Below are 21,220 nucleotides of genomic sequence, written 5' to 3'. Positions count from 1 at the left end.
TGTGGTCTTCACTTTCTCCAATGACGGTTTGTCCATGATCACTAATCAAAATACATACGTTTCTCTCCAGCATTTGTTCCCATGACGCGAAGCTATCCAACAAACGGGCCAATTGCTTGTCCACATCTGCCAAGTGCTGTACGGCATCCTCCGGGGAATTGTGGAGTTTATGATCATTCTCTGGCAGATAGACCAAAGTAAAATGTGGCTGCTGACCGCTGCGAATGACCTCAATCATAACATCGATTGCATACGCATCATTAATTCCATAGCCTTCCAAAGCAGATTGGGAGAAATCCCACGGGACGGTACGAAATAACGCCGGGCGCACCAGCGTCCCCATACTCATGATCGTTGGACCACTCACATGCTCTCGCAGGGAAAAAGATGTGATTGTATCAAGTAAGGTCGGCATTTTCACCTTATGCTGCTTATGTCCCCGATGGGCGATAACGTTGATGGAACCCGAGACGAGATTATTTTCTTCCAGTACCTCATGAATGGTTTTGACATCCTTGCTAAGATGACGTTCATTCAAATCAAATAGGACATTTTCTGCACAACTCGAAACCCCTATTTTTCGGACGGAATTGGCTCCATTAATATAATTCACCATCTTTTTCTGCTCTGCATCATACCAAACTAACCCCGGTACTTTGTGCTGATCGGGGTAAACACCCGTAATGAGGGAGCAATCTATCGAAGCCGTCATCGTAGGGAAAACGGTCACACAATCTGGTATGTACTGGCTATGCTCCATGAAAAACCGAAGTGCCGGTGCTTGATTGGCAGCAATGCATCGCTCCAGAACATCAGGCATCATGGAGTCGATCAGGAAAAGTATGACCTTTTTCATCCGGCTGCCACCCTTCTTGTCGTAGTAGTCATAGTCGCACTTGATAGTGTTCGATTTTCCATTACCGAGTATACGCCATGAAAAAGAAAAAGCCCCTGTTCGCCTAAAGCAACAGGGGACCATGCTCACGAAGTAAATGTGAGGGTGTTGATACCATTATTCGTTTGCAGTTTTAGTGCAGGGTACTTCTTCAAATACGGAGCAAATTCCACATAATCTTTTTCACCAATGGACGGATCACCCAGTAGATGCGAAAGTACAGCAGCTCGGATTTGCAGCCCTTGAGGTGTTTGTTTAAAGAGAGGATCTACCGTCGGGAAAGGAATTCCATTGATGACTGTATCACCTTCTGCATCACTCAGTTCCCACGTAGTGACGTTCAATGAATGGAGAGCTTCTACTACTTGTGCTCCATAATCCTCCACAACCATATCTGGTTGAAGCCCTACGTGGTTCACCACAGTATGCTTAGGAGTAAAATATTCATTCAGTGTAAGCTTCAGTGCGTCACCGTCCGACAATGGAATAACTTGTTGGGCGCTCCCTTTTCCAAATGTTTTGGTACCCACAAGTTTGGCGATGCCATGATCACGCAGCGCACCTGACAACAGCTCAGATGCAGAAGCTGTTCCACCGTTTACCAAAATTCGCACTGGAATGCCGATATCCTGCCCATTTCGTACCCACGTCTCTACCTCTACCCCATTACGATTCGTGGTGTACATAAGCAAGCCTTCTTCCATAAAGAGGCTCGCGATGTCCCGTGCTGTGGACAAGTATCCCCCGCCATTATCACGCAGGTCTAACACCAATCCGGACAACGGTTTTTGCACGCGGGAAAGCTCTGCAAGCTTATCCCTTACCTGGATGGCTCCTTCTGATCCGAAAGTTTCAAGACTGATATAACCAACCGCGCCTTTCGTAAACATCTGTCCTTCCGCTTCCGGCAAGGTCATGGAGGCACGCTTCAGCTTTACCTGGTGCTCCCGTTTGTCGGATGGACGATACACAGTAAGAACGGCTTCGGTCCCTTCGTTGCCCTTCAAATAAGCATACGCTTCTTCAAAAGTCTTTCCAACCAGCGAGGTCTCATTTACTTTGATCAATTGATCGCCTCGTTGCAACGAAGATGCTGCTGCTGGAGAATTCGGAACGATTTCACGGATGATAATATGATCATTTTGCCGCCGCAGACGAAAGCCAAATCCAACAAATTGATTCTCAACGTCAGATTGGAACAAACGCAATTCATCTTGAGTAAAAAATACGCTGTGCGGGTCATTGAGTGTGGAGAGCATTCCTTCAATCGCCCACGTGTTCATCGTCGGCGTATCAAACCCGCCTTTCTTCTGCCATTCTGCAAGCCTCAATTCCAACTCGTCCCAAGTATCATCTTCTTCAGAAACTTTGAACTGAAGCTGTTTTTTCTGATTAGCCTGCTCACTGACCACCTCTAGAGCCCCTTTTACCAATTGGTTGGCTGCCGGTTTGCTCAAGTGGCTCTCCATGACGTGCTGGAACACTTCTTCTGTTTCTTCGTAAGGATACTCTGCCGCTTGCACAGGAAGAACAGTTGTTAGTAGCAGGACAGTTGCTACTGCCCATTGACTAATTCGCTTCATGGTGCCACCCCTTTTCGAACATCATCAGGTATCGAGAATGCAACATTGCTTGTAAAGTCGTAATTGTCGGTACCCGAATAGGCTACATATTCGTCGCCCTCATAAATCTCTTCATAACGCCACGTATGTTTAACGATTTGGTCGCTAACCCTATCAATATAATACTTGTTTATGAACAACGGAACGTCTTTCACTTTTCCTTGTCCAAGCGTAACCTTCTTGGATTTCTCTACTAACATAGACCCCGGAATCCACTCCGTAATGACATCGTACTCTCCGTATGATTGCTTGTAGTAGCGAGCATGAAGCTCCTTGGCACGATCGGCTACCTTGACAGCACCAACCCACTCATGCAAAAAGTCAACGTTGTCCGTTCTATTCTTGTCCCATGTATGCCGATCCGTATCATACGAGTATTGCGTATTTGTTTTCCCGTCTGTATAGGAGAGCAACTTGTCTGATATTAGTTTTTGCGGAGATTGATAAAAGCCGGAAATTCTGCTTATTTGTTTCTCCTTGTTAATATCCTGCGTGTATGAGAACGTCAATCCACTCAACACCGCTTCACCCTTCACTTGGTAGGTGTCGGCATTGTCCAACTGGCGCAAAGAGTATCCCAAATCAGAAATAATAGCTGGCTGTTCTTTTAAAGACGCTAACTCTTGGCGCAACATTTTGTGCAACTGATTCATTCTGCTGTTTGACGCTTTCGGTTTCATCGCAGCAAGAACTTCTTCTGCTTCCTGGATACGCCCTTCCTGCAAATAATAGTAGGAAGTATTCAACAATGCCTCCGGGCTCCTGTCGGCAAATCGCTGGTAACGTTCCAACGCCAGCTCTACCTGACCACTCCTGATTTCCAGTGCCCCGACATACAAGGCGAGCGTTTCCCATTCTTTGGAATCTTGCTTCACTTTTTGCTCATAAGCACTGAGTCGGTCGAGTACTTTTTTGTATTGGCTTTGATCCTTGTTCCCTAGCTGCAAGGCAATATCATACACATTGGCACTCAATAGCCCGAGTGTATCAGGGAGAATGATTTTGTCTTCGAAGTAGGCGTCGATAGCAAGAAAAGCTTGCTCCAGATTGGTTTCAATCGGTGTTTCAGGATTCCAGCTTAATAAATAGTGAACACCGACTTGATTCGGGAAAGAGGAATCGGCCAGCTTGCGTAGCTGTTCAAATGTCTCCTCACTATCATTTCTACTGCGAATAGCGGCAGCCGCATCTACATAAATCTGTTCTTCTGTTGTTTTGGGATCTGTATAGGTTGCGAATAACGGCAATACCTCTTCGATATCCGGCACCATTGGGAACTTTTTCCCATCGTAATCCAACAGAGGCATGATTCCATCCTGAAGGAAATAATTAACCATGCGATCAGCTGCGACAGCAGCATCTCCCCGCTTGACCCGATCCGTTTTTTCTCCCTCTAGCCATCCCCAGGAACGCACTTCTTCCCAAGCATTTTTACTATCTGGAGACATCGTGAACATTTGCAAAATCTTGGCAGCCTCTTCGTTGGTGATCGGCTGATTCGGCTTCATCATCTCACCAGGAAATATGTACTGAATTGCATTTGGACCGTACAGTCTATCCAAGATCGTGGAAATGCGCAGGGTTGGTTTGTACATCCACGTCAGGCGATCGACATCTTTATACGGCAAATACGGTTCCTGAAAACCTTCTGCTCGCGCCCACTCCGAATGCTCGGATAAGAAAGTAAGCGGATAGATATGGTACTGTCCACCGTAGTAAAGACGATCGATCATGACAAGAAATTCCGCACGCGTCATGTCACGATTTGGGTAAAACTTCGAAACATTTGGACCAGCCTCAAACAAACCGAGCTGCACACCTTGAATGATTGCGTTTCTCGCCCAGTGCTTGCTGATGTCATTGTATGGCAATAAGCCCCCAGCCGCTGATGCGACGCCGGGGGTGAGTAAGCTTAACGTCAGTAATCCACAAGAAATCGTCCGGATTAGTTTTTGCACATAAAATCCTCCTACACTTCATCTGGCAGGAAACATAAGGTTGATCCTGCTACGTCTTATACAAACTGGAACGGATCTGTGTGCACACGCGAAGGAATAACCTCTGTTTCGTAACCATTTGCCTGCAATTGTTCAAGCAAGATGGTCGCCAGTTTTTCCTTCATGATTTTTTCGATATTGTGACCAGCATCTACAATCGACAAGCCTTCTGCTTGTGCATCATGTGCAGTGTGATAACCAATGTCTCCGGTTAAATAAACATCCGCGCCCTTAAAAATTGCTTTGGAAACAAAAGAGCTACCGTCGCCACCTACTACCGCTACTTTCTTGACTGTCGCATCCAAGTCACCAACTACGCGCAGGCCATGGAGGGAAAACCGTTCCTTGACGAGTAAAGCAAATTCACGCAGCGACAGTGGTGCAGGCAGAGTACCGATTCGCCCAATCCCGTATGGGGTTCCGGACTGCTCCAAGGGAATGATGTCATAGGCGACTTCCTCGTAGGGATGGGCAGCAAGCATTGCTTTGACCACAGCCGATTGCTTGGACGCGGGAACGATCATCTCGATGCGAACTTCCTCTGCTTTTTCCAGTTGACCTGTCGAACCGATATGGGGATTCGTTCCTTCCCCAGGTAAAAAGGTTCCAGTGCCTTCTGTCTGAAAAGAACAGTGGCTATAGTTGCCTACATGCCCTGCACCCGCTTCAGCAAGTGCGGAAAACACTGCTTCCTTATGGGTAGCGGGTACGAATACGATGAGCTTCTTCCAAGCCTCTCGTGAAAGTACATCTAGTACATTTACGTCAGTGAGTCCAACCGCTTCTGCGAGCCAATCGTTCATTCCCCCATACGCAACATCCAAATTGGTATGGGCCGTGTATACCGCAATGTCGTGCTTGATCAGCTTTTCGAACACGCGTCCTGCGGCGAGATCCGTCCGGAGGTGTTTAAGTGGTCGATAAATGACGGCATGGTGAGCCACAATTAGGTCTACACCCTCTGCAATTGCTTCATCCACCACAGATTCCAGCACGTCTAGTGCGATCATCACTTTTTTCACCTTTTTTTGCAAGGTTCCTACATGAAGGCCAATCTTGTCGCCTTCCATCGCCAAAGATTTAGGTGCCAGACGTTCTACATATTGGATTACTGTTTGTCCGTGCGCAAGCATGCGATCACCTCATCGATCCATTTTACTTCTGCTTCGATTTCTTTGATTCGTTCTGCTGCTTCCGGCTTGTCCGAACGCTTTAATTGAACGATGACCTTTTGCCATTTTTCTTGCTCATGCAGCCACTTCTCTCGTAAAACCTCTGATTTTTCTTCCCAAAGAAATGGACCAATGCGCAGGAGCTCATGCTGTGTACGATCTTTGCCCTCATAAGGCAAGATAGGATTGCCTCGTTCTGCGACGAGAATCTCATAAATCACGCCGTCCTCCTGCAAAATGGACTCCGCGATTAACTGCCAACCATTTTCTATCATCCACAGGCGAACCGCTTCTTCCCCTACGTTTGGTTGCAGAATCAGGCGTTGCACACCTTCCAGTTTGTCTTTTCCTGCTTCCAAAATGGAACCGATCAATTGGCCTCCCATCCCAGCAATGCAGATCACATCTGCTTCGCCAGGCTGTACTACCGCGAGCCCGTTTCCTTTACGCACCGAAGCGCGATCTTTAACCTGCAATGTATGTATTTGTTTTTGTGCCGCTTGAAAAGGCCCTTCATTCAACTCGCCTGCGATCACGAAAGAGGCAATTCCTTTTACAAGCAAATAAGAAGCCAACAACGCATGATCCGACCCGATGTCGGCGACGCGGGCTCCTTCTGGACAATAGCGGGCAATCGTTTGTAGCCGCTTGGATATTGATACTGATGTCATCTGTATATTCACCTTCCGTTGCCTCTATTCTACCCTATTTGGCAGCAATTGCGAAATGCTAATTCCCTAACAGATGATCAGCAAAGAACGACAAAATCCTCGCTCTTGTACCCAACAGGGACCAGGTACTAACGGGGACCCTTGGATAGCAGTAGGGAGGCTTACAGGTGGCCATACCTCGGATGAAGTGTTCGGAATTACAAGCAATTTTTTTAAATATAATCATGTTTTATGGTATTTTATGTAATTTAACTTAATTTTTAGGAAATTGTGAACTTTATTTTAATAAATAAATATTTACAAATTTTTTACAGATATGTATATTAACGCCATGCACATCATGAACTACACAAACTAAATATCTTTAAGGAGGAGAATAGTTTGAAAAAAAGAACCGGCAAGTGGTGGGCAATGGGATTACTTTCTTCGGCGCTAGTGATGAGTGTCTTCACTGGTGTGGGGGCAGCCAGTAATGATTCAACCAATGAATTCAGTGGATTAGGTACTGCGCGGGTATTAATTCAGTCAGATTCAGATGTAAGAACCGGTTATTTTGCTGGACCTTTGGAAGTACGCCATGATTTTGGAGGAGAGGGCTTTACCCTCGATGTAGATAGCGATCAACTTAACCAACTGAAAAGCGATCCCAACGTAAAAATTACCGTGTTGAAAAAATTTAAGATCGCTGAGTATATAGAAGAAGATCAGGTAAGCGAGCCAGAATTCTCTCCTGCGGCAGTCGTTCCGTGGGGAATTAAAGCAATCTATAAGAACCAGTCCCTCTCCGCTGCGACTGGCGGTGCAGATGTTCGTGTTGCAGTCCTGGATACTGGCGTGTATACACAGCACCCGGACCTAACTGCTAACGCAGAGCAGTGCAACGATTTCACGCAAGCTTCTCCTGTTGTTACTGGTGCTTGCAATGATGCGCATGGTCATGGAACACACGTCGCTGGAACTGTACTCGCTGACGGCGGCGGTGGCGCTGGTATTTATGGTGTAGCACCAGAAGCGAAGCTATGGGCATATAAAGTATTGGATGATTCAGGCTCGGGCTATGAGGATGACATTGCCTATGCCATTCGTTACGCTGCTGACCAGTCCGCTCAATTAGGCGTGAAAACGATCATCTCTATGTCCCTTGGCTCTAGCGGTAAGAGTACCCTTATGGCAAATGCCATCACTTATGCAAACCAAAAAGGTGTATTAGTCGTCGCTGCGGCTGGTAACTCTGGACCGACCGTGAATAGCATTGGCTACCCTGGAGCATTAGTGAATACCGTTGCCGTAGCAGCGTTAGAGAATGTTCAACAAAACGGAACCTACCGTGTGGCTGACTTCTCTTCTCGTGGCAAGAGCGGGCAAGCGGGAGACTACGTGATTCAAGAGCGCGATGTGGAAGTATCAGCACCAGGACGCGCTATTCAGTCTACATGGAATAACGGAGGCTATAATTCCATTAGCGGAACCTCCATGGCAACACCGCACATTTCTGGCTTGGCTGCAAAAATCTGGGCATCCAATCCATCTTGGAGCTATCAAGATGTTCGCGTAGAATTGCAAAAACGTGCGAAAGTAAATGACATCAAAGGTGGCTCAAACTCTGCTGTAGGAGACGATATTGCTAGCGGATTTGGATTCCCAACTGTACAACCAGGCGATCAATAAAAAGTAAAAAACAAAAAAAGAGCCATGGCTGTCAGTTTTCGCTGGCAGTCATGCTCTTTCATTATCAAACACGAAAAGGCTAGCAACCGATTTCTCTTGCGATAACATTACGTAAAATCTCTGAAGTCCCCTCGCCGATCTCCAGCAGCCGGGCATCGCGGAAAAATCGCTCCACCTGATACTCCCGCATATAACCATAGCCACCGTGAATCTGAATGGCCTGATGAGTAGCAGACATGGCAATCTCCGAAGCATACAATTTTGCCATTGCTGCTTCTTTCGTAAATTTGCGACCATGATCCTTCAACCACGCTGCTTTATACACCATCGTTCTCGCCAGCTCAATTTGCATCGCCATATCCGCAAGCTTGTGCTGAATCGCTTGAAAATGACTCAAGGAGTTACCAAAAGCAGTACGCTGCTTGGAGTATTGCAGCGCCTTGTCGTAGGCAGCCTGTGCAATTCCTACTGCCATAGCCCCGATCCCGATTCGCCCACCATCAAGTGTAATGAGGAACTGCTTGAAGCCTTCGCCCCTCTTCCCAAGGACGTTTTCCTCTGGCACCCGGACATTTTCAAGAACGAGCTCGGTCGTATTGGAGCTGTGTAAGCCTAGCTTTTCATAGTTCGCCAGCACTTGAAAACCAGGGGCATCTGTCGGAACGATAAAAGCTGTAATACCACGTGAGCCCTGCTCTTTGTCAGTCACAGCTGTCAAGGCGAGAAAAGAAGCATAGGAGGCATTGGTAATGAAGCATTTGGAGCCGTTAATCGTCCACTCCCCGTCAGCCAAGACCGCATTCGTCCTCGTACCACCTGCGTCAGACCCTGCATTCGGTTCCGTCAAGCCAAACGCACCAAAGCTTTCGCCCGAACAGATTTTGCTTAAATAGTTCAGCTTCTGCTCTTCCGTTCCGAACAAAGCAAGTGGAGCGCCACCTAATGAAATATGCGCCGAATACGTGATTCCTGTAGATCCGCATGCACGACTAAGCTCTTCTACAACGATCGCAAAACTCGTAGAATCGGCTCCCGCCCCCCCGTATTTCTCAGAGAAAGGAAGACCCATCAAGTTCAGCTCGCTCATCTGCTTGAATATTTCGACAGGAAATTGTTTAGTTTGATCGCGTTCATCTGCTCCTGGTGCCACTACCTCATCAGCAAATTCGCGCATCATTTTTTTCAACATTTGTTGTTCTGAAGTCAAATCGAAGTTCATAATCGCTGCCCCCTTGAAAACGCTTTAGTAAAGAACCATCAAGAAACACACAATTTTGACTGAGCGTTTGTTCAGAATACTCTTACCATTATACACCACGATTTGAAATTCATGTGGTAAATTCTCAAAAAAAACACGCCTATGATCGGCGTGCTCCTAATAAAATCGCTCCCAAAAAAGATACAGAGGCTGCTATGAATCCGAGACTGTATGTATTTACACCCATAAACTTGGCTACTGTTTCTCCACCCAGAAAAAAAGCCGCCAGCAAAATACCGATTAATACTTTCCACTTGTTGTTCATCTATTCACCCCGTTTGCTCTCTTCTGAAATTGTAACAGATAAGCAGGGGGAGGAAAACGAGAAGTCACGCAGCGTGCTACAGTCGCAACCACGCATACCAATATCCTCGCGTGAAGAAAAACAAAGTTGACGCGATGAACACCTTAATGAACAGCAGCAATTGAATCATGTCCCGCTTCGCTGCTGGAATATACAGCGCCTGTATCTCTGCACCAAAGAAAAAGGCAAGTCCACATACAGCAAATACTCCCGCCCATTTTGCATTGGCCTTATTCATCAAGAAGCCCATACCTGTGAGCAAGCACGCAAGCGGTACCCAGTACAACTCCGATGTCCACCACGTATAATCCATCCCTACCCGATGCACGGTCGTAATGCCATACAAGATAGCCAAACCCAGTAACCCTGCATAGAGCAAATAAGCATATCCGAAAACAATGGCGCTGATGCACAGTAACATGCAAACGAAGCCTAAATAGAACAGGATAAACGGCATACTACCTTCCAATTTTTGGATACAATAAACGCCGCCCGCAATCAAGATCAGAAAAGACAAAGCCAGGAATAAATGCGTTAATGGCGGGGCCGACCTTCGATATACGAGTCCCAGAATATAGAAAACGAGAGCGAAACAGGCAAAGATGGTAATTTGCATTGGGGTTTGAAAACGGTTAAAATGAAAAGCAAGTAAGATCAAACCAGCAATGACAAAGGCACCAAGGAGCCATGCCACTACCATTTTCCCCGTCACTGGAGAGACAGTTCTAGGTGCATATGTATTTGTGACAGACGATGTTGAATTGACTTTTCCTGACAGCACACCCGGTGCCGTTCCCATTCGCTCATTCCCGCCTGCGGACGCCGGTGTATTTGGCCGATCCCCTTCTGTATACAGATTTAACAAGAAGATGCAGTAATGTTCAGGCAGTAAATGGTTGCGCCGCCAGTTTTCAATTTCGGCGATAATCGTGCGCTTGCGCTGGTCGTCCAACGCGGCCCCTCCTAACTACGACAAAAAGTGTTTACTTTCATGAATAAGAAAAGCCTACGTCGGCTAACGTAGGCCACATACTTCTTATATCGGTTATTCCAAGAAATCTTTTAAGCGTTTACTTCTACTCGGATGACGCAATTTGCGAAGCGCTTTTGCTTCGATCTGACGAATCCGTTCACGGGTTACGCCAAACACTTTCCCTACTTCTTCTAACGTCCGTGTACGACCGTCATCTAATCCAAAACGCAGACGCAGTACATTTTCTTCCCGGTCTGTTAATGTATCCAAAACGTCTTCCAACTGTTCTTTCAAAAGTTCATAGGCAGCTGCATCAGATGGCTCCAATGCATCCTGATCCTCAATGAAATCACCTAAGTGGGAGTCGTCTTCTTCCCCAATTGGAGTCTCCAGGGATACTGGTTCTTGAGCAATCTTCATGATTTCCCGAACTTTTTCCGGAGTGAGATCCATTTTTTCAGCGATTTCTTCTGGCATAGGTTCACGACCTAGCTCTTGCAGAAGCTGGCGGGAAACGCGGATCAATTTATTGATCGTTTCCACCATATGAACCGGAATCCGGATCGTTCTAGCCTGGTCTGCAATAGCACGGGTAATCGCTTGGCGAATCCACCAGGTCGCATACGTACTGAACTTGTAGCCTTTGCGATAGTCAAACTTTTCCACCGCTTTAATCAGACCCATGTTCCCTTCTTGAATCAAGTCGAGAAATAGCATGCCGCGTCCTACATAACGCTTCGCAATCGATACAACCAATCGCAAGTTCGCCTCAGCCAGACGTCTTTTGGCTTCCTCATCACCTTGTTCAATTCGCTGTGCCAGTTTAATCTCCTCTTCTGCGGAGAGCAGAGGAACTCGACCAATTTCCTTCAGATACATCCGTACAGGGTCATTGATCTTGATTCCAGGCGGAACGGAGAGATCGTCAAAATCAAATTCTTCGTTGTCCTCGTCCTTGATGATCATTTGATCGACTTCATCGTCGTCATCTTCATTCTCATTGTTGTTAATCTCAATGCCTTGATCACCAAGATATTCAAAAAACTCATCCATTTGATCAGAATCCTGCTCAAAACCTGCCAGACGAGCAGTAATCTCCTTATACGACAGTGCGCCGCGTTTCTTACCTAATTCGACCAGTTGTTCCTTCACTTGTTCGATGGACGTTGCTTCCATGTCGGAAGTAATATTTTGCTTGTTCATCTACTTTCCCTCCTTCCCCGGGAATGATCTGAAGCTACCCTTCTTTTAAAGCATTTTCCAATTCAAGAATCTTCATCCCTGTAACGGCTGCTTGAAGTTCAAGTTGTTTGCGCGCATCCTCGCTGTCCGCTGCGGCCGCTTGGAGGTGTAAGCTCCGCTGCTCATCGCGCAATCGTTCCAACTCGGCACGCTTCGGGTAGTTATTCACTTGTTTGATGTAGTCACCGATCTCTAATTCAGATACGTCGTTGTTGCACTCCATCATGGCCAATCCCGAGGCTAATTGCTTTAACAAATCGTCTTGCACATAATGTATAAACTTTCCAGGGTCTTCCGGGTTTCCCTCTGCATAGTAGGCGTACAGGTAGGCAGCCAGCGCATCGTGTTCATCCACTTGAAAGTGGGCGCTGCATTCATGTTGGACGCGGGCGGCTATTTCTTCGTTCCGCATCATGTAGTAAAGCAGCATGCGCTCAGCCGTGTGATAAGCGGGTGGCAGTGTTTTCGCGAGCGTAACTTTGCCATTATTTATACTATTATTCCATGCTGGCGTCACTTTATCCCTTTGGCGCTCACTTTTTTGCTGATTGTAAGCACGTTTGGACTCCCATTTGAGATCACCGAGAGTAAGGGAGTATTCTTCTGCCAATTGCCGTTGATACATGTCCCGTTCCACCGGGCTGTTGAGTTCGTTGATGATTTCGACCGCCTTCGCGATTAAGCGAGCTTTGTCCGTCTCATCTTTTATTACGAACTGACTGCGTAAATGTTTCAGACGGAAAGCCGTAATTGGCATCGCCTGTAACAATACCTGCTGGGAAAATGCTTCAGCCCCATGCTGGCGGATGTAATCATCCGGGTCCACTCCTTGTGGAAGTGGAGCTACTCGAACGATCAAACCGGCTTGCTGCAAAACGTGAATCGCTTTGCTCGTTGCTTCTTGTCCTGCAGCATCTCCGTCATAACAGAGTACAACTGACTCTGTATTGCGACGAAGAATTCTGGCCTGCTGCTCCGTCAAGGCTGTTCCCAAAGTGGCAATACCTTGCATAAAACCCGCCTGCCATGCCGATATAACATCGACATATCCTTCAAACAACAGCGCCTCTTTTTTCTTTCTAATAATGGGGCGCGCACGATGAAGATTAAACAGCGTAGCGCTTTTGTTGAACAAAAGGCTTTCCGGGCTATTCAGATACTTGGGTTGAGACTTTTGGTTGGAATTGGGCTTCGATCCTTGCAGTAACCGCCCACCAAATCCGATGACGTTACCTTGGGAATCCTGGATCGGAAACATGATACGACCTCGAAAGCGATCAAAGATTTTTCCTGCATCGCTCCTGGCCAAAAGCCCTGCCTCTACCATCAATTCCTGTGAAAATCCCCGCTTTGTTAACTGCTGCGTCACGAAATCCCATGAATCCGGGGCGAATCCGATTTGGTATTCGGCGATTGTCGCCTCAGACATTCCGCGCTTTGCGAGATACTTCATCGCTTCTGCGCCATAAGGAGTTTTCGTAAGCACGTAGTGGTAGAGGCGTGAAACGAACGTATGCGCTTCCTGCATCGCATGTTTCATCCGTTTTTCAGGTGATTCCTCTACCTGCTGCGGCTGGGGCACAGATATCCCGGCACGCTCCGCCAATTTGTGCAGTGCCTCTGGAAAAGTCAATTGCTCCAGTTTCATTAAAAAGGAAAAGATATCCCCACCTGCTCCACAGCCAAAGCAATGAAAAAACTGTCGCTCTGCATTTACGTTGAAGGAAGGGCTCTTTTCAGAGTGAAACGGACATAGACCGAGAAAGGCACGACCGCTTTTTCTCAGTTGAACGTACTCTCCTACAACGTCTACGATGTCGACAGCGGCACGCACTTGATTTACAAATTCATCTGAAGTGGGACCAGTCATGTCTTTCCACCTTTATAAGGAGAATCGCACGTGAGAATATTTAGTTCGTCAAAATTCGTCAATTTCCTTCTTTACATCAAACTTCTTTTCTTCTTTTCTACTTTTCCACATTTCTAAGTGCAATAAACGCTGAGAAACTCACGCTATGATAAGTACCTCGGCTAATTGATTTTCTACAAAAAACGCCAAAATCCTTCTTTCGGCCTATTTCCTTTCATTACGGAGATTGTTTTTTCGAATCATCTCCAAAATGATGTTTGCCGTTTCTTCCACTGCCTTGTTGGAAACATCAATTACGGTACATCCGAGGCGCTCAATAATGCGCTTGGAATAAGCCAGTTCTTCGGCAATCCGTTCGAGATTGGCGTAATTTGCTTGTGCTGTCAATCCCAGTGCCTTCAGACGCTCTGTTCGAATGCCGTTCAGTTGCTCCGGATTGATGGTAAGCCCAATACACCTTTCTATTGGCAGTTGGAACAATTCTTCTGGCGGCTCTACCTCAGGGACAAGCGGAACATTGGCAACCTTAAGTCGCTTGTTAGCCAAATACATGGAAAGTGGCGTCTTGGAAGTCCGCGAAACGCCAATCAAAACCACATCTGCACGCAACAGGCCACGTGGGTCGCGTCCATCGTCGTATTTGACGGCAAACTCGATGGCGTCTACTTTGCGGAAATACTCTTCATCCAGACGGCGTACCAAACCCGGTTTTCCTGTTGGTGGCTCTTTCAACATGCCCTGCAATGTATTCATCAACGGCCCCATAACATCGAGAGCCGGAATTCCGTGAAGAGCAGCTTGTTGTGTAATATACGCATTCAGCTCCGGAATGACCAGAGTGAACACGATCATTGCCCGCGATTCTTTTGCCGATGCAATGATTTCGTCAATCGATTCCTTGTCTTCTATATACGGATACTTTTGTACATCAAACAAAAAACGATCAAACTGACTAGCTCCTGCGCGAACGACAAGTTCGGCCGTTTCGCCGATGGAGTCTGAGACTACATAGATGAGCTGTCCTTGCTGTTTACCTTGCATCGCTTCTCCTCCTACACTTTCGGTTCGCTACCCAATTCTACAAATGCTTTCGCGATCGTCGTCTTGGTGACGCGCCCCAACAGCTCCATTTGCTTCGGATCTTCCTCGCTAGGCCTTACGACAGGCAGCGAATCAATCTGAAAATCAATCAGCTTTTTAGCGGCTGCGTACAAGGTCTCATCAGGTGCGCATGTAATGATATTCGGCATCCTAGACATGATAATGCTGACCGGCACATCCTCCAGCGTCTTATTGCCTAAAGAAGCCCGCAGGAGGTCTTTTCGTGAAATCACGCCAGCCAAATATCCTTTTTGATTGACGACGAATAATGTGCCAACATCCTCCAAAAAGAGGGTAACGATGGCGTCGTAAGCCGAGGCGGATTCGGAAACCACAATCGGTACAGCCTTGTAGTCATTGACGAGAAGCTTGTGAAGCCGTTCACTTATGACTGAGCTTGCGGGTCTGCCGGCATAAAAATACCCGACCCGAGGTCTGGCTTCTAAATATCCTGACATTGTGAGGATGGATAAATCAGGGCGAAGCGTCGCGCGAGTCAAATTCAGTCGCTCCGCGATATGCTCTCCTGTTATCGGTCCGTCATCCTTCACTATCTGTAAGATGTGCTCTTGTCGTTTGGTAAGCTCGATGACCAATCACCCCGGTTCTGTCTTTACCTCTTCCTAGTATTACTCTATTCGACGGGATATTCCTTCTTTCACGCGGAAAAAAGGTGCCCCCGCCTGATTTTCAGACGAAGGCACCGGTTATATTTTGTTTACGCGAATACAACTTTGGAAAAATCTGCATAGCGATAAAGTACACGAGAAAGTTGCAAGAGAAGTCCCAGACGATTTGCACGAACAGCCTGATCTTCGGCCATAACCATTACCTTATCAAAGAATGCGTTGATCGGCTGGCGCAAGGTTGACAAGGTTGCGAGCACCTTCTCTTGATCCTTCAGACCCTCTACATCCTTCTGAACAGCTTGGAATGCCTGATACAAGGCACGTTCTACATCTTCTGCGAACAGAGCTTCGCTGACTTGGTCTGCTTCCGCTTTTTGTGCCAGATTGTTCACCCGGTTAAACTGCTCCACAATCAGCTTGAATTCTTCTGTTTGTACCGCTCCCATCAATGCTTTTGCTTTTGCCAGCACTTCTGGAACCAGTGTCAGGTCGGCAGCAAGAACGGCGTCAATGACATCGTAGCGCACGCCATGATCCTGCAAGACGTTTTTCAGACGGAGTGCGAAGAAGTCTACGAGGTCCTTTTTCACGTCTTCTGCTGCTCGCTTGTTTACGCCTTGCGCTACATAGCCTTCCATCGCGGCATTCCACAGATCGGCAAGAGAAATTTGCCAGTCGCGCTCCACCAAAATCGTAACGATCCCCGCTGCCATACGGCGCAGACCATACGGGTCCTGTGAGCCAGTAGGCACAATCCCGATCGAGAAGCAGCCTACGATCGTGTCCATCTTGTCAGCCAGACTGACGATAGCGCCTTGGGCGGAAGCTGGCATTTTGTCCCCTGCAAAACGCGGGAGGTAATGCTCGAATACGCCACTTGCTACGAGGTCAGTCTCACCCGCTTTACGCGCGTAATCTTCACCCATAATCCCTTGCAGTTCAGGGAATTCACCTACCATGTTGGTAACGAGGTCAAATTTTGCGATTTCTGCAATGCGGTCTACTTGTTTCGTCTCTTCCGCGCTCACACCCAGCTTGCTTGCCATTTGCGCAGCAGTTTTGCGTACACGGCGAACTTTATCACCGATTGTTCCCAGCTCTTCATGGTAAACAATTGTCTCCAAACGTTTCAGACAGCTTTCAATGGACAGCTTTTGGTCTTCCACGTAGAAGAAACGAGCATCAGACAGACGTGCGCGAAGAACTTTTTCATTCCCTTTCGCTACGTTTTCCAGAGCGCGGCTGTCACCGTTACGCACTGTCACAAAATGATTCAGCAATTGACCCTGAGCGTTTTCAACAGGGAAATAACGCTGGTGCTCACGCATGGAGGTCACCAAAACCTCACGTGGAATGGAAAGGAATTCTTGTTCGAACGTTCCGTAAAGAGCCGTAGGATATTCTACGAGATGGACTACCTCATCCAGAAGTCCTTCGTCCATTGGAATCGTCCAGCCATTTTCCTTCTCCAAGCGATGAATCTGTTCTACAATGGCTGCTCTGCGCTCGTCCGGATTCACCATGACATACTGCTCAGCCAGCTTGCTCACGTATTCGCTCGGGTGATTCAACGTAACCTCTGTTCCCAAGAAGCGGTGTCCACGAGAAACGCGTCCGCTTTTTACACCTGCAATCTCCAGATCGATCAATTCATCGCCGAACAAAGCAACCAGCCAACGAATCGGACGAACGTATTTCAAATCGCGTGCGCCCCAGCGCATGTTTTTCGGGAAGCTCATGCTGGTAATCACTTCAGCCAGTTGCGGCAAAAGCTCGGTAGTCGGTTTTCCCGCTTCGGATTTACGAGCATGAACATACTCGATCCCGTTTACTTCTTTATAATACAGTTGGTCTGGCTCAACATTGTTGCTTCGTGCAAAACCGAGTGCTGCCTTGGACCAATTGCCCGCTTCATCTTGTGCGATTTTGCGTGCAGGACCCTTCGCTTCATCATTGCGGTCAGGCTGCTTTTCTGCCAATCCATTGATCAACAGGGCAAAACGACGAGGTGTCTCCAATGCCGTAATTTGATCAAACGGCACGCGCTCAGCAGTCAGCCACTTTTCTACTTTTTCCTTGAATTGTGCCGCTGCCTGTGCGACAAAACGAGCAGGCATTTCTTCCAAACCAACCTCTACGAGTAGATCGCGCTTACTCATTTGTATCCTCTCCCTTCACCTGATTCACTTGATCCGCAGCGTCTGCATTGCCTTTTTGCAAAAGCGGGAAACCGAGGCGCTCACGCTCTTTGTAGTAGGTTTGTGCTACTTCACGAGACAGATTACGTACACGAGCGATGTAGCCTGTACGCTCCGTCACACTGATGGCTCCACGCGCATCAAGCAAATTGAAGGTGTGGGAGCATTTCAGAACGTAGTCGTATGCCGGGTAAACCAGTCTCTGTGCCATCAGTCTTTTTGCTTCTGCCTCATACGTATTGTAGAGAGAGAACAGCATGTCGACATCAGACAGCTCAAATGTGTATTTGGAATGCTCGTATTCTGGTTGCAGGAATACATCACCGTACGTATATCCGTTGCACCATTCCAGATCAAACACATTTTCTTTCTCTTGAATATAGGAAGCCAAACGCTCCAGTCCGTAAGTCAGCTCGACTGCCACTGGTTTACATTCCAGACCGCCCACTTGCTGGAAGTACGTGAACTGTGTGATTTCCATTCCGTCCAGCCAAACTTCCCAGCCTAAGCCCCATGCGCCGAGACCCGGGTGTTCCCAGTTGTCCTCTACAAATCGGATGTCATGCTCAAGTGGCTCAATTCCGAGTTCGCGCAAGCTCTCCAGGTACAGCTCCTGAATGTTGTCCGGTGATGGCTTCATGATTACTTGGAACTGGTGATGCTGATACAAACGGTTCGGGTTTTCCCCATAGCGTCCGTCAGCCGGGCGACGGGAAGGCTCTACATATGCCACATTCCACGGCTCAGGTCCAATGGAACGAAGGAAGGTCATTGGATTTAGCGTACCTGCCCCTTTTTCAACGTCATACGGCTGGACAATGAGACAGTTTTGCTTTGCCCAAAAGTTTTGCAGCGTCAAAATGATGTCTTGAAATGTCATTTTCATGCTTTTTCCTCCTCTAAACTTTTTAGAACTTGGCTTTAAGTCGAAACTAAAAAAACCTCCCGCCTCTACACTGCCTGATGCGACAGTGTAGGGACGAGAGGATTCTCGCGGTTCCACCCTACTTGGCGAATGACTTCTTCGCCCACCTTACAATTAAATTGCTCCAGAACGCCCTTCATCAGCATGGCGACCGGGCTTCCACTATCCCCGATTCGCTATTCACAGCCAGTGGCCGACTACTCTTTTCCTTCACGGCAACATTCGGTATACAAGTTTGGTTCTTATCATAACGAAAACAAATTCGTATGTCAATTAGTCCTGATCTGTTTGGGTCATTCTTTCCATACGCTCCAGTTGTTCCAGAAATGCTCGACTTTTCAGCCTGAGATCCAAATACTCGTCCATGAAGCTACGCAGCACATGCTTGAGCTGGTTGCGTGTAGCCGGTTTTACTTCAATGTCACCAAGCCGCTCCAAATCAAATACCTGGAACAGCCGTAACAGCTTCCAGGTCGAGGGTGTAACTGCCATCGCATACGAATCGGAAGGCAAGCAAACTGGGCACAACAGCCCGCCCTGTCCCACACTGATCGCATAGGGCTCGCGCTGTTCGCCACAGTTTACACACGCTGTAAGCTGCGGGGAGATCCCCGCTACAATGAGCATCTTGGTCTCAAAAATCCGACACAGGATCTCGGCATCTCGTCCTTCATCCAAATGGCGGAACGTATGAAGGAGTAGCTGAAACAAGTAGGGATTGGGCTCCTTTTCCTGCGTCAATCGATCCAACAGTTCTGCTATGTATGCGGCATAAGCCGTAGCAGTCAGGCTTTGCCGCATATCCCGGAACGAATCCAGCATATCTCCCTGAGAGAGATCGGGCATTCCTGTCCCGGGTCCTGCCTTGCATAGATAATAACTATGCGAAAACAACTGGGAGACGGCGGCAAGACGGCTTTTGGTCTTTTTGGCACCTCGGGCCATCACGCCTAATTTGCCGTTCTCCCGGGTAAACAATGTCACCACTTTACTGGACTCACCATAGTCCACACTGCGAATGACAATCCCTTCCCACTTTACAAGCATGCCTGCGTGTCACCCAATTCTTCCTGGGCGAGATCAAACGAGGCTTCCTCGCTGGAAACATCCGTTTGATGGTGATCACGGTAGAGAAGGTAAGCATGGATATCACCGGTTGAAGCGAAAACTCTCCAAGAAAAGTCACGAAGCATGGAGCATCATCCTTTCCTATATCGGGTCTATCCACTTCCTTCTTAGAATCACCTTTGCCCGTTATTCTATGCCTTGGAAAAATTAACACATCGCGCTGGGAATATTATTGCTCGTCGTAGAAACCGAAGTTACGCAGCATCCGCTCTTGGTTGCGCCAATCCTTTTTCACTTTGATCCAGAGCTCCAAAAATACTTGGTCCCCCATCAACCGCTCGATATCCTTGCGCGCACGTTGACCGATTTCTTTGAGCATCTGACCCTTTTGCCCAATCAAAATACCGCGCTGGGAATCCCGCTCTACGTAAATGGCGGCGTAAATGTAAAGCGTTTTACCATTTTCGCCTCGCTTCATCTCTTCAATTACGACAGCAATGGAGTGCGGTACTTCTTCTCTCGTCAAATGCAGAACTTTTTCCCGAATCAACTCGGCTGCTACAAAGCGTTCCGGATGGTCTGTCACCTGATCGGCAGGGTAATACATCGGGCCTTCTTCCATTTCGCCCAAAATAGCCTGCTGCAATGACCCTGTATTGTTACCTTCCAGTGCAGAGATTGGAACAATTTGCTTGAAATCATACAATTTGCGGTAATCGTCAATAATCGGCAGCAGTGCTTCCGGGTGCACCTTGTCAATTTTGTTGATGACCAAAAATACTGGCGTTTTGACCTGCTTCAACCGCTCGATGATGTAGTCGTCCCCGGCTCCGCGTTTTTCAGTTGCATCGACAACAAACAAAACGAGATCTACTTCATTCAATGTATTTTCGGCAACCGAAACCATGTAGTTTCCAAGTTTGGATTGAGGCTTGTGAATCCCCGGTGTATCCAAGAAAATAATTTGACCCTCTTCTGTCGTATGCACCGCTGTAATTTTGTTGCGTGTCGTTTGCGGCTTGTTTGACATGATAGCGATTTTATGTCCCACAATATGATTCAACAATGTTGATTTTCCAACATTTGGCCGTCCCACAATAGAAACAAAGCCCGATTTAAACGATTGCTTGGTCTTGCGATTATCCACGTAAATCCTCCTTGGTGAATGCGCCTGGAAGCAGGGCAGATACTGTCGTTTCCCAAATGTCGCCTTTGAGATTCGTCAAAAATACAGGCATGTCCGGCGGGCACAGCTCTGCCATGACTTGTCGGCAAGCTCCACATGGTGATACAGCTTGCGGTGTATCGGCAGCGACGGCTAATGCCTTGTAAGTCCGGTCGCCTTCTGAGTACGCTTTAAAAAGAGCCGTACGCTCTGCGCAGTTGCACAGCGAGTACGCTGCATTTTCAATATTGCCTCCCAAATAAACCTTGCCACTCTCAGCTAAAAGAGCTGCTCCTACCTGAAACTTGGAGTATGGTACATAAGCGAGCTTTCTGGCTTCGATTGCTTGTGCTAATAATGATTGTTTATCCATTCTCATCATTCCTCATATGGTTGATCTTTAACATCATTTCACAACAGAATGTGTCCAATGAGACACGAAGAAACCAGACTGAAAGGTCA

At 47.4% G+C, this 21,220-nt stretch carries 19 protein-coding genes (1 of these 19 cut by a window edge); 1 reads left to right on the top strand and 18 read right to left on the bottom strand.

The window, feature by feature from the left end:
* The 5 genes from AB432_RS10945 to AB432_RS10925 all read right to left on the bottom strand — a co-directional run.
* Positions 1–856, bottom strand: partial view of an alkaline phosphatase family protein gene (locus AB432_RS10945; RefSeq protein WP_048032307.1) — the 5' portion only. 629 nt of this gene lie to the left of the window's left edge; 856 of the gene's 1,485 nt are visible here — the first part of the coding sequence; its start codon is at positions 854–856; its stop codon lies off the left edge, out of view.
* A 125-nt stretch (positions 857–981) separates the two neighbouring features.
* Positions 982–2,478: a S41 family peptidase gene (locus AB432_RS10940; protein WP_048032306.1), complete on the bottom strand. Its 1,497-nt coding sequence runs from the start codon at positions 2,476–2,478 to the stop codon at positions 982–984.
* Entirely contained in the window at positions 2,475–4,475 is a 2,001-nt protein-coding gene (locus AB432_RS10935; protein ID WP_048032305.1) for an S-layer homology domain-containing protein, read from the bottom strand. The genes AB432_RS10940 and AB432_RS10935 overlap by 4 nt, the downstream gene beginning before the upstream one ends.
* A 56-nt stretch (positions 4,476–4,531) precedes the next feature.
* Complete coding sequence (locus tag AB432_RS10930; RefSeq protein WP_048032304.1) at positions 4,532–5,647, bottom strand: Nif3-like dinuclear metal center hexameric protein; 1,116 nt, start codon at positions 5,645–5,647, stop codon at positions 4,532–4,534.
* Complete coding sequence (locus AB432_RS10925; protein ID WP_048032303.1) at positions 5,623–6,357, bottom strand: tRNA (adenine(22)-N(1))-methyltransferase; 735 nt, start codon at positions 6,355–6,357, stop codon at positions 5,623–5,625. The genes AB432_RS10930 and AB432_RS10925 overlap by 25 nt, the downstream gene beginning before the upstream one ends.
* 381 nt (positions 6,358–6,738) lie before the next feature.
* Here AB432_RS10925 and AB432_RS10920 point away from each other — a divergent pair, with 381 nt between their 5' ends.
* Entirely contained in the window at positions 6,739–8,025 is a 1,287-nt protein-coding gene (locus AB432_RS10920; protein WP_048032302.1) for a S8 family peptidase, read from the top strand.
* A 79-nt stretch (positions 8,026–8,104) separates the two neighbouring features.
* On the opposite strand, the gene AB432_RS10915 is transcribed toward AB432_RS10920, so the two are convergent.
* From AB432_RS10915 to AB432_RS10860, 13 genes are all read right to left on the bottom strand, one after another.
* Positions 8,105–9,244, bottom strand: coding sequence for an acyl-CoA dehydrogenase (locus tag AB432_RS10915; RefSeq protein ID WP_048032301.1), 1,140 nt, complete (start codon positions 9,242–9,244; stop codon positions 8,105–8,107).
* Between the two features lie 139 nt (positions 9,245–9,383).
* Positions 9,384–9,548, bottom strand: coding sequence for a hypothetical protein (locus AB432_RS30705; protein WP_173628796.1), 165 nt, complete (start codon positions 9,546–9,548; stop codon positions 9,384–9,386).
* 76 nt (positions 9,549–9,624) lie between these two features.
* Positions 9,625–10,539, bottom strand: coding sequence for a hypothetical protein (locus AB432_RS10910; protein WP_048032300.1), 915 nt, complete (start codon positions 10,537–10,539; stop codon positions 9,625–9,627).
* A gap of 93 nt (positions 10,540–10,632) precedes the next feature.
* Positions 10,633–11,763, bottom strand: coding sequence for an RNA polymerase sigma factor RpoD (gene rpoD / locus AB432_RS10905; protein WP_012685780.1), 1,131 nt, complete (start codon positions 11,761–11,763; stop codon positions 10,633–10,635).
* A gap of 34 nt (positions 11,764–11,797) precedes the next feature.
* A complete protein-coding gene (gene dnaG / locus AB432_RS10900; protein ID WP_048032299.1) occupies positions 11,798–13,672 on the bottom strand; it encodes a DNA primase in 1,875 nt (624 codons plus the stop codon).
* Between the two features lie 204 nt (positions 13,673–13,876).
* Positions 13,877–14,713, bottom strand: coding sequence for a pyruvate, water dikinase regulatory protein (locus tag AB432_RS10895; protein WP_007727584.1), 837 nt, complete (start codon positions 14,711–14,713; stop codon positions 13,877–13,879).
* A gap of 11 nt (positions 14,714–14,724) precedes the next feature.
* A complete protein-coding gene (locus AB432_RS10890; protein WP_012685777.1) occupies positions 14,725–15,369 on the bottom strand; it encodes a transcriptional regulator CcpN in 645 nt (214 codons plus the stop codon).
* 122 nt (positions 15,370–15,491) lie between these two features.
* Complete coding sequence (gene glyS / locus AB432_RS10885; RefSeq protein ID WP_048032298.1) at positions 15,492–17,561, bottom strand: glycine--tRNA ligase subunit beta; 2,070 nt, start codon at positions 17,559–17,561, stop codon at positions 15,492–15,494.
* A complete protein-coding gene (gene glyQ, locus AB432_RS10880; protein ID WP_082195904.1) occupies positions 17,554–18,486 on the bottom strand; it encodes a glycine--tRNA ligase subunit alpha in 933 nt (310 codons plus the stop codon). Before glyQ ends, glyS begins: the two co-directional genes overlap by 8 nt.
* A gap of 312 nt (positions 18,487–18,798) precedes the next feature.
* Positions 18,799–19,572, bottom strand: coding sequence for a DNA repair protein RecO (gene recO, locus AB432_RS10875; RefSeq protein WP_048032297.1), 774 nt, complete (start codon positions 19,570–19,572; stop codon positions 18,799–18,801).
* Positions 19,563–19,718, bottom strand: a complete 156-nt coding sequence (locus AB432_RS10870; RefSeq protein WP_007727602.1) for a YqzL family protein — start codon at positions 19,716–19,718, stop codon at positions 19,563–19,565. The genes recO and AB432_RS10870 overlap by 10 nt, the downstream gene beginning before the upstream one ends.
* A 104-nt stretch (positions 19,719–19,822) precedes the next feature.
* Positions 19,823–20,740, bottom strand: coding sequence for a GTPase Era (gene era / locus AB432_RS10865; RefSeq protein ID WP_047072508.1), 918 nt, complete (start codon positions 20,738–20,740; stop codon positions 19,823–19,825).
* Positions 20,733–21,131 carry a cytidine deaminase gene (locus AB432_RS10860; RefSeq protein ID WP_048032296.1) on the bottom strand — a complete coding sequence of 133 codons (399 nt, stop codon included), beginning with the start codon at positions 21,129–21,131 and terminating at the stop codon, positions 20,733–20,735. The genes era and AB432_RS10860 overlap by 8 nt, the downstream gene beginning before the upstream one ends.
* Positions 21,132–21,220: the final 89 nt, after the last annotated feature.

It is taken from the genome of Brevibacillus brevis, assembly GCF_001039275.2.
Classification (GTDB): domain Bacteria; phylum Bacillota; class Bacilli; order Brevibacillales; family Brevibacillaceae; genus Brevibacillus; species Brevibacillus brevis_C.
The sequence above is the reverse complement of the archived record's forward strand: the minus strand, read 5'-3'. Positions and strand labels throughout refer to the sequence as shown.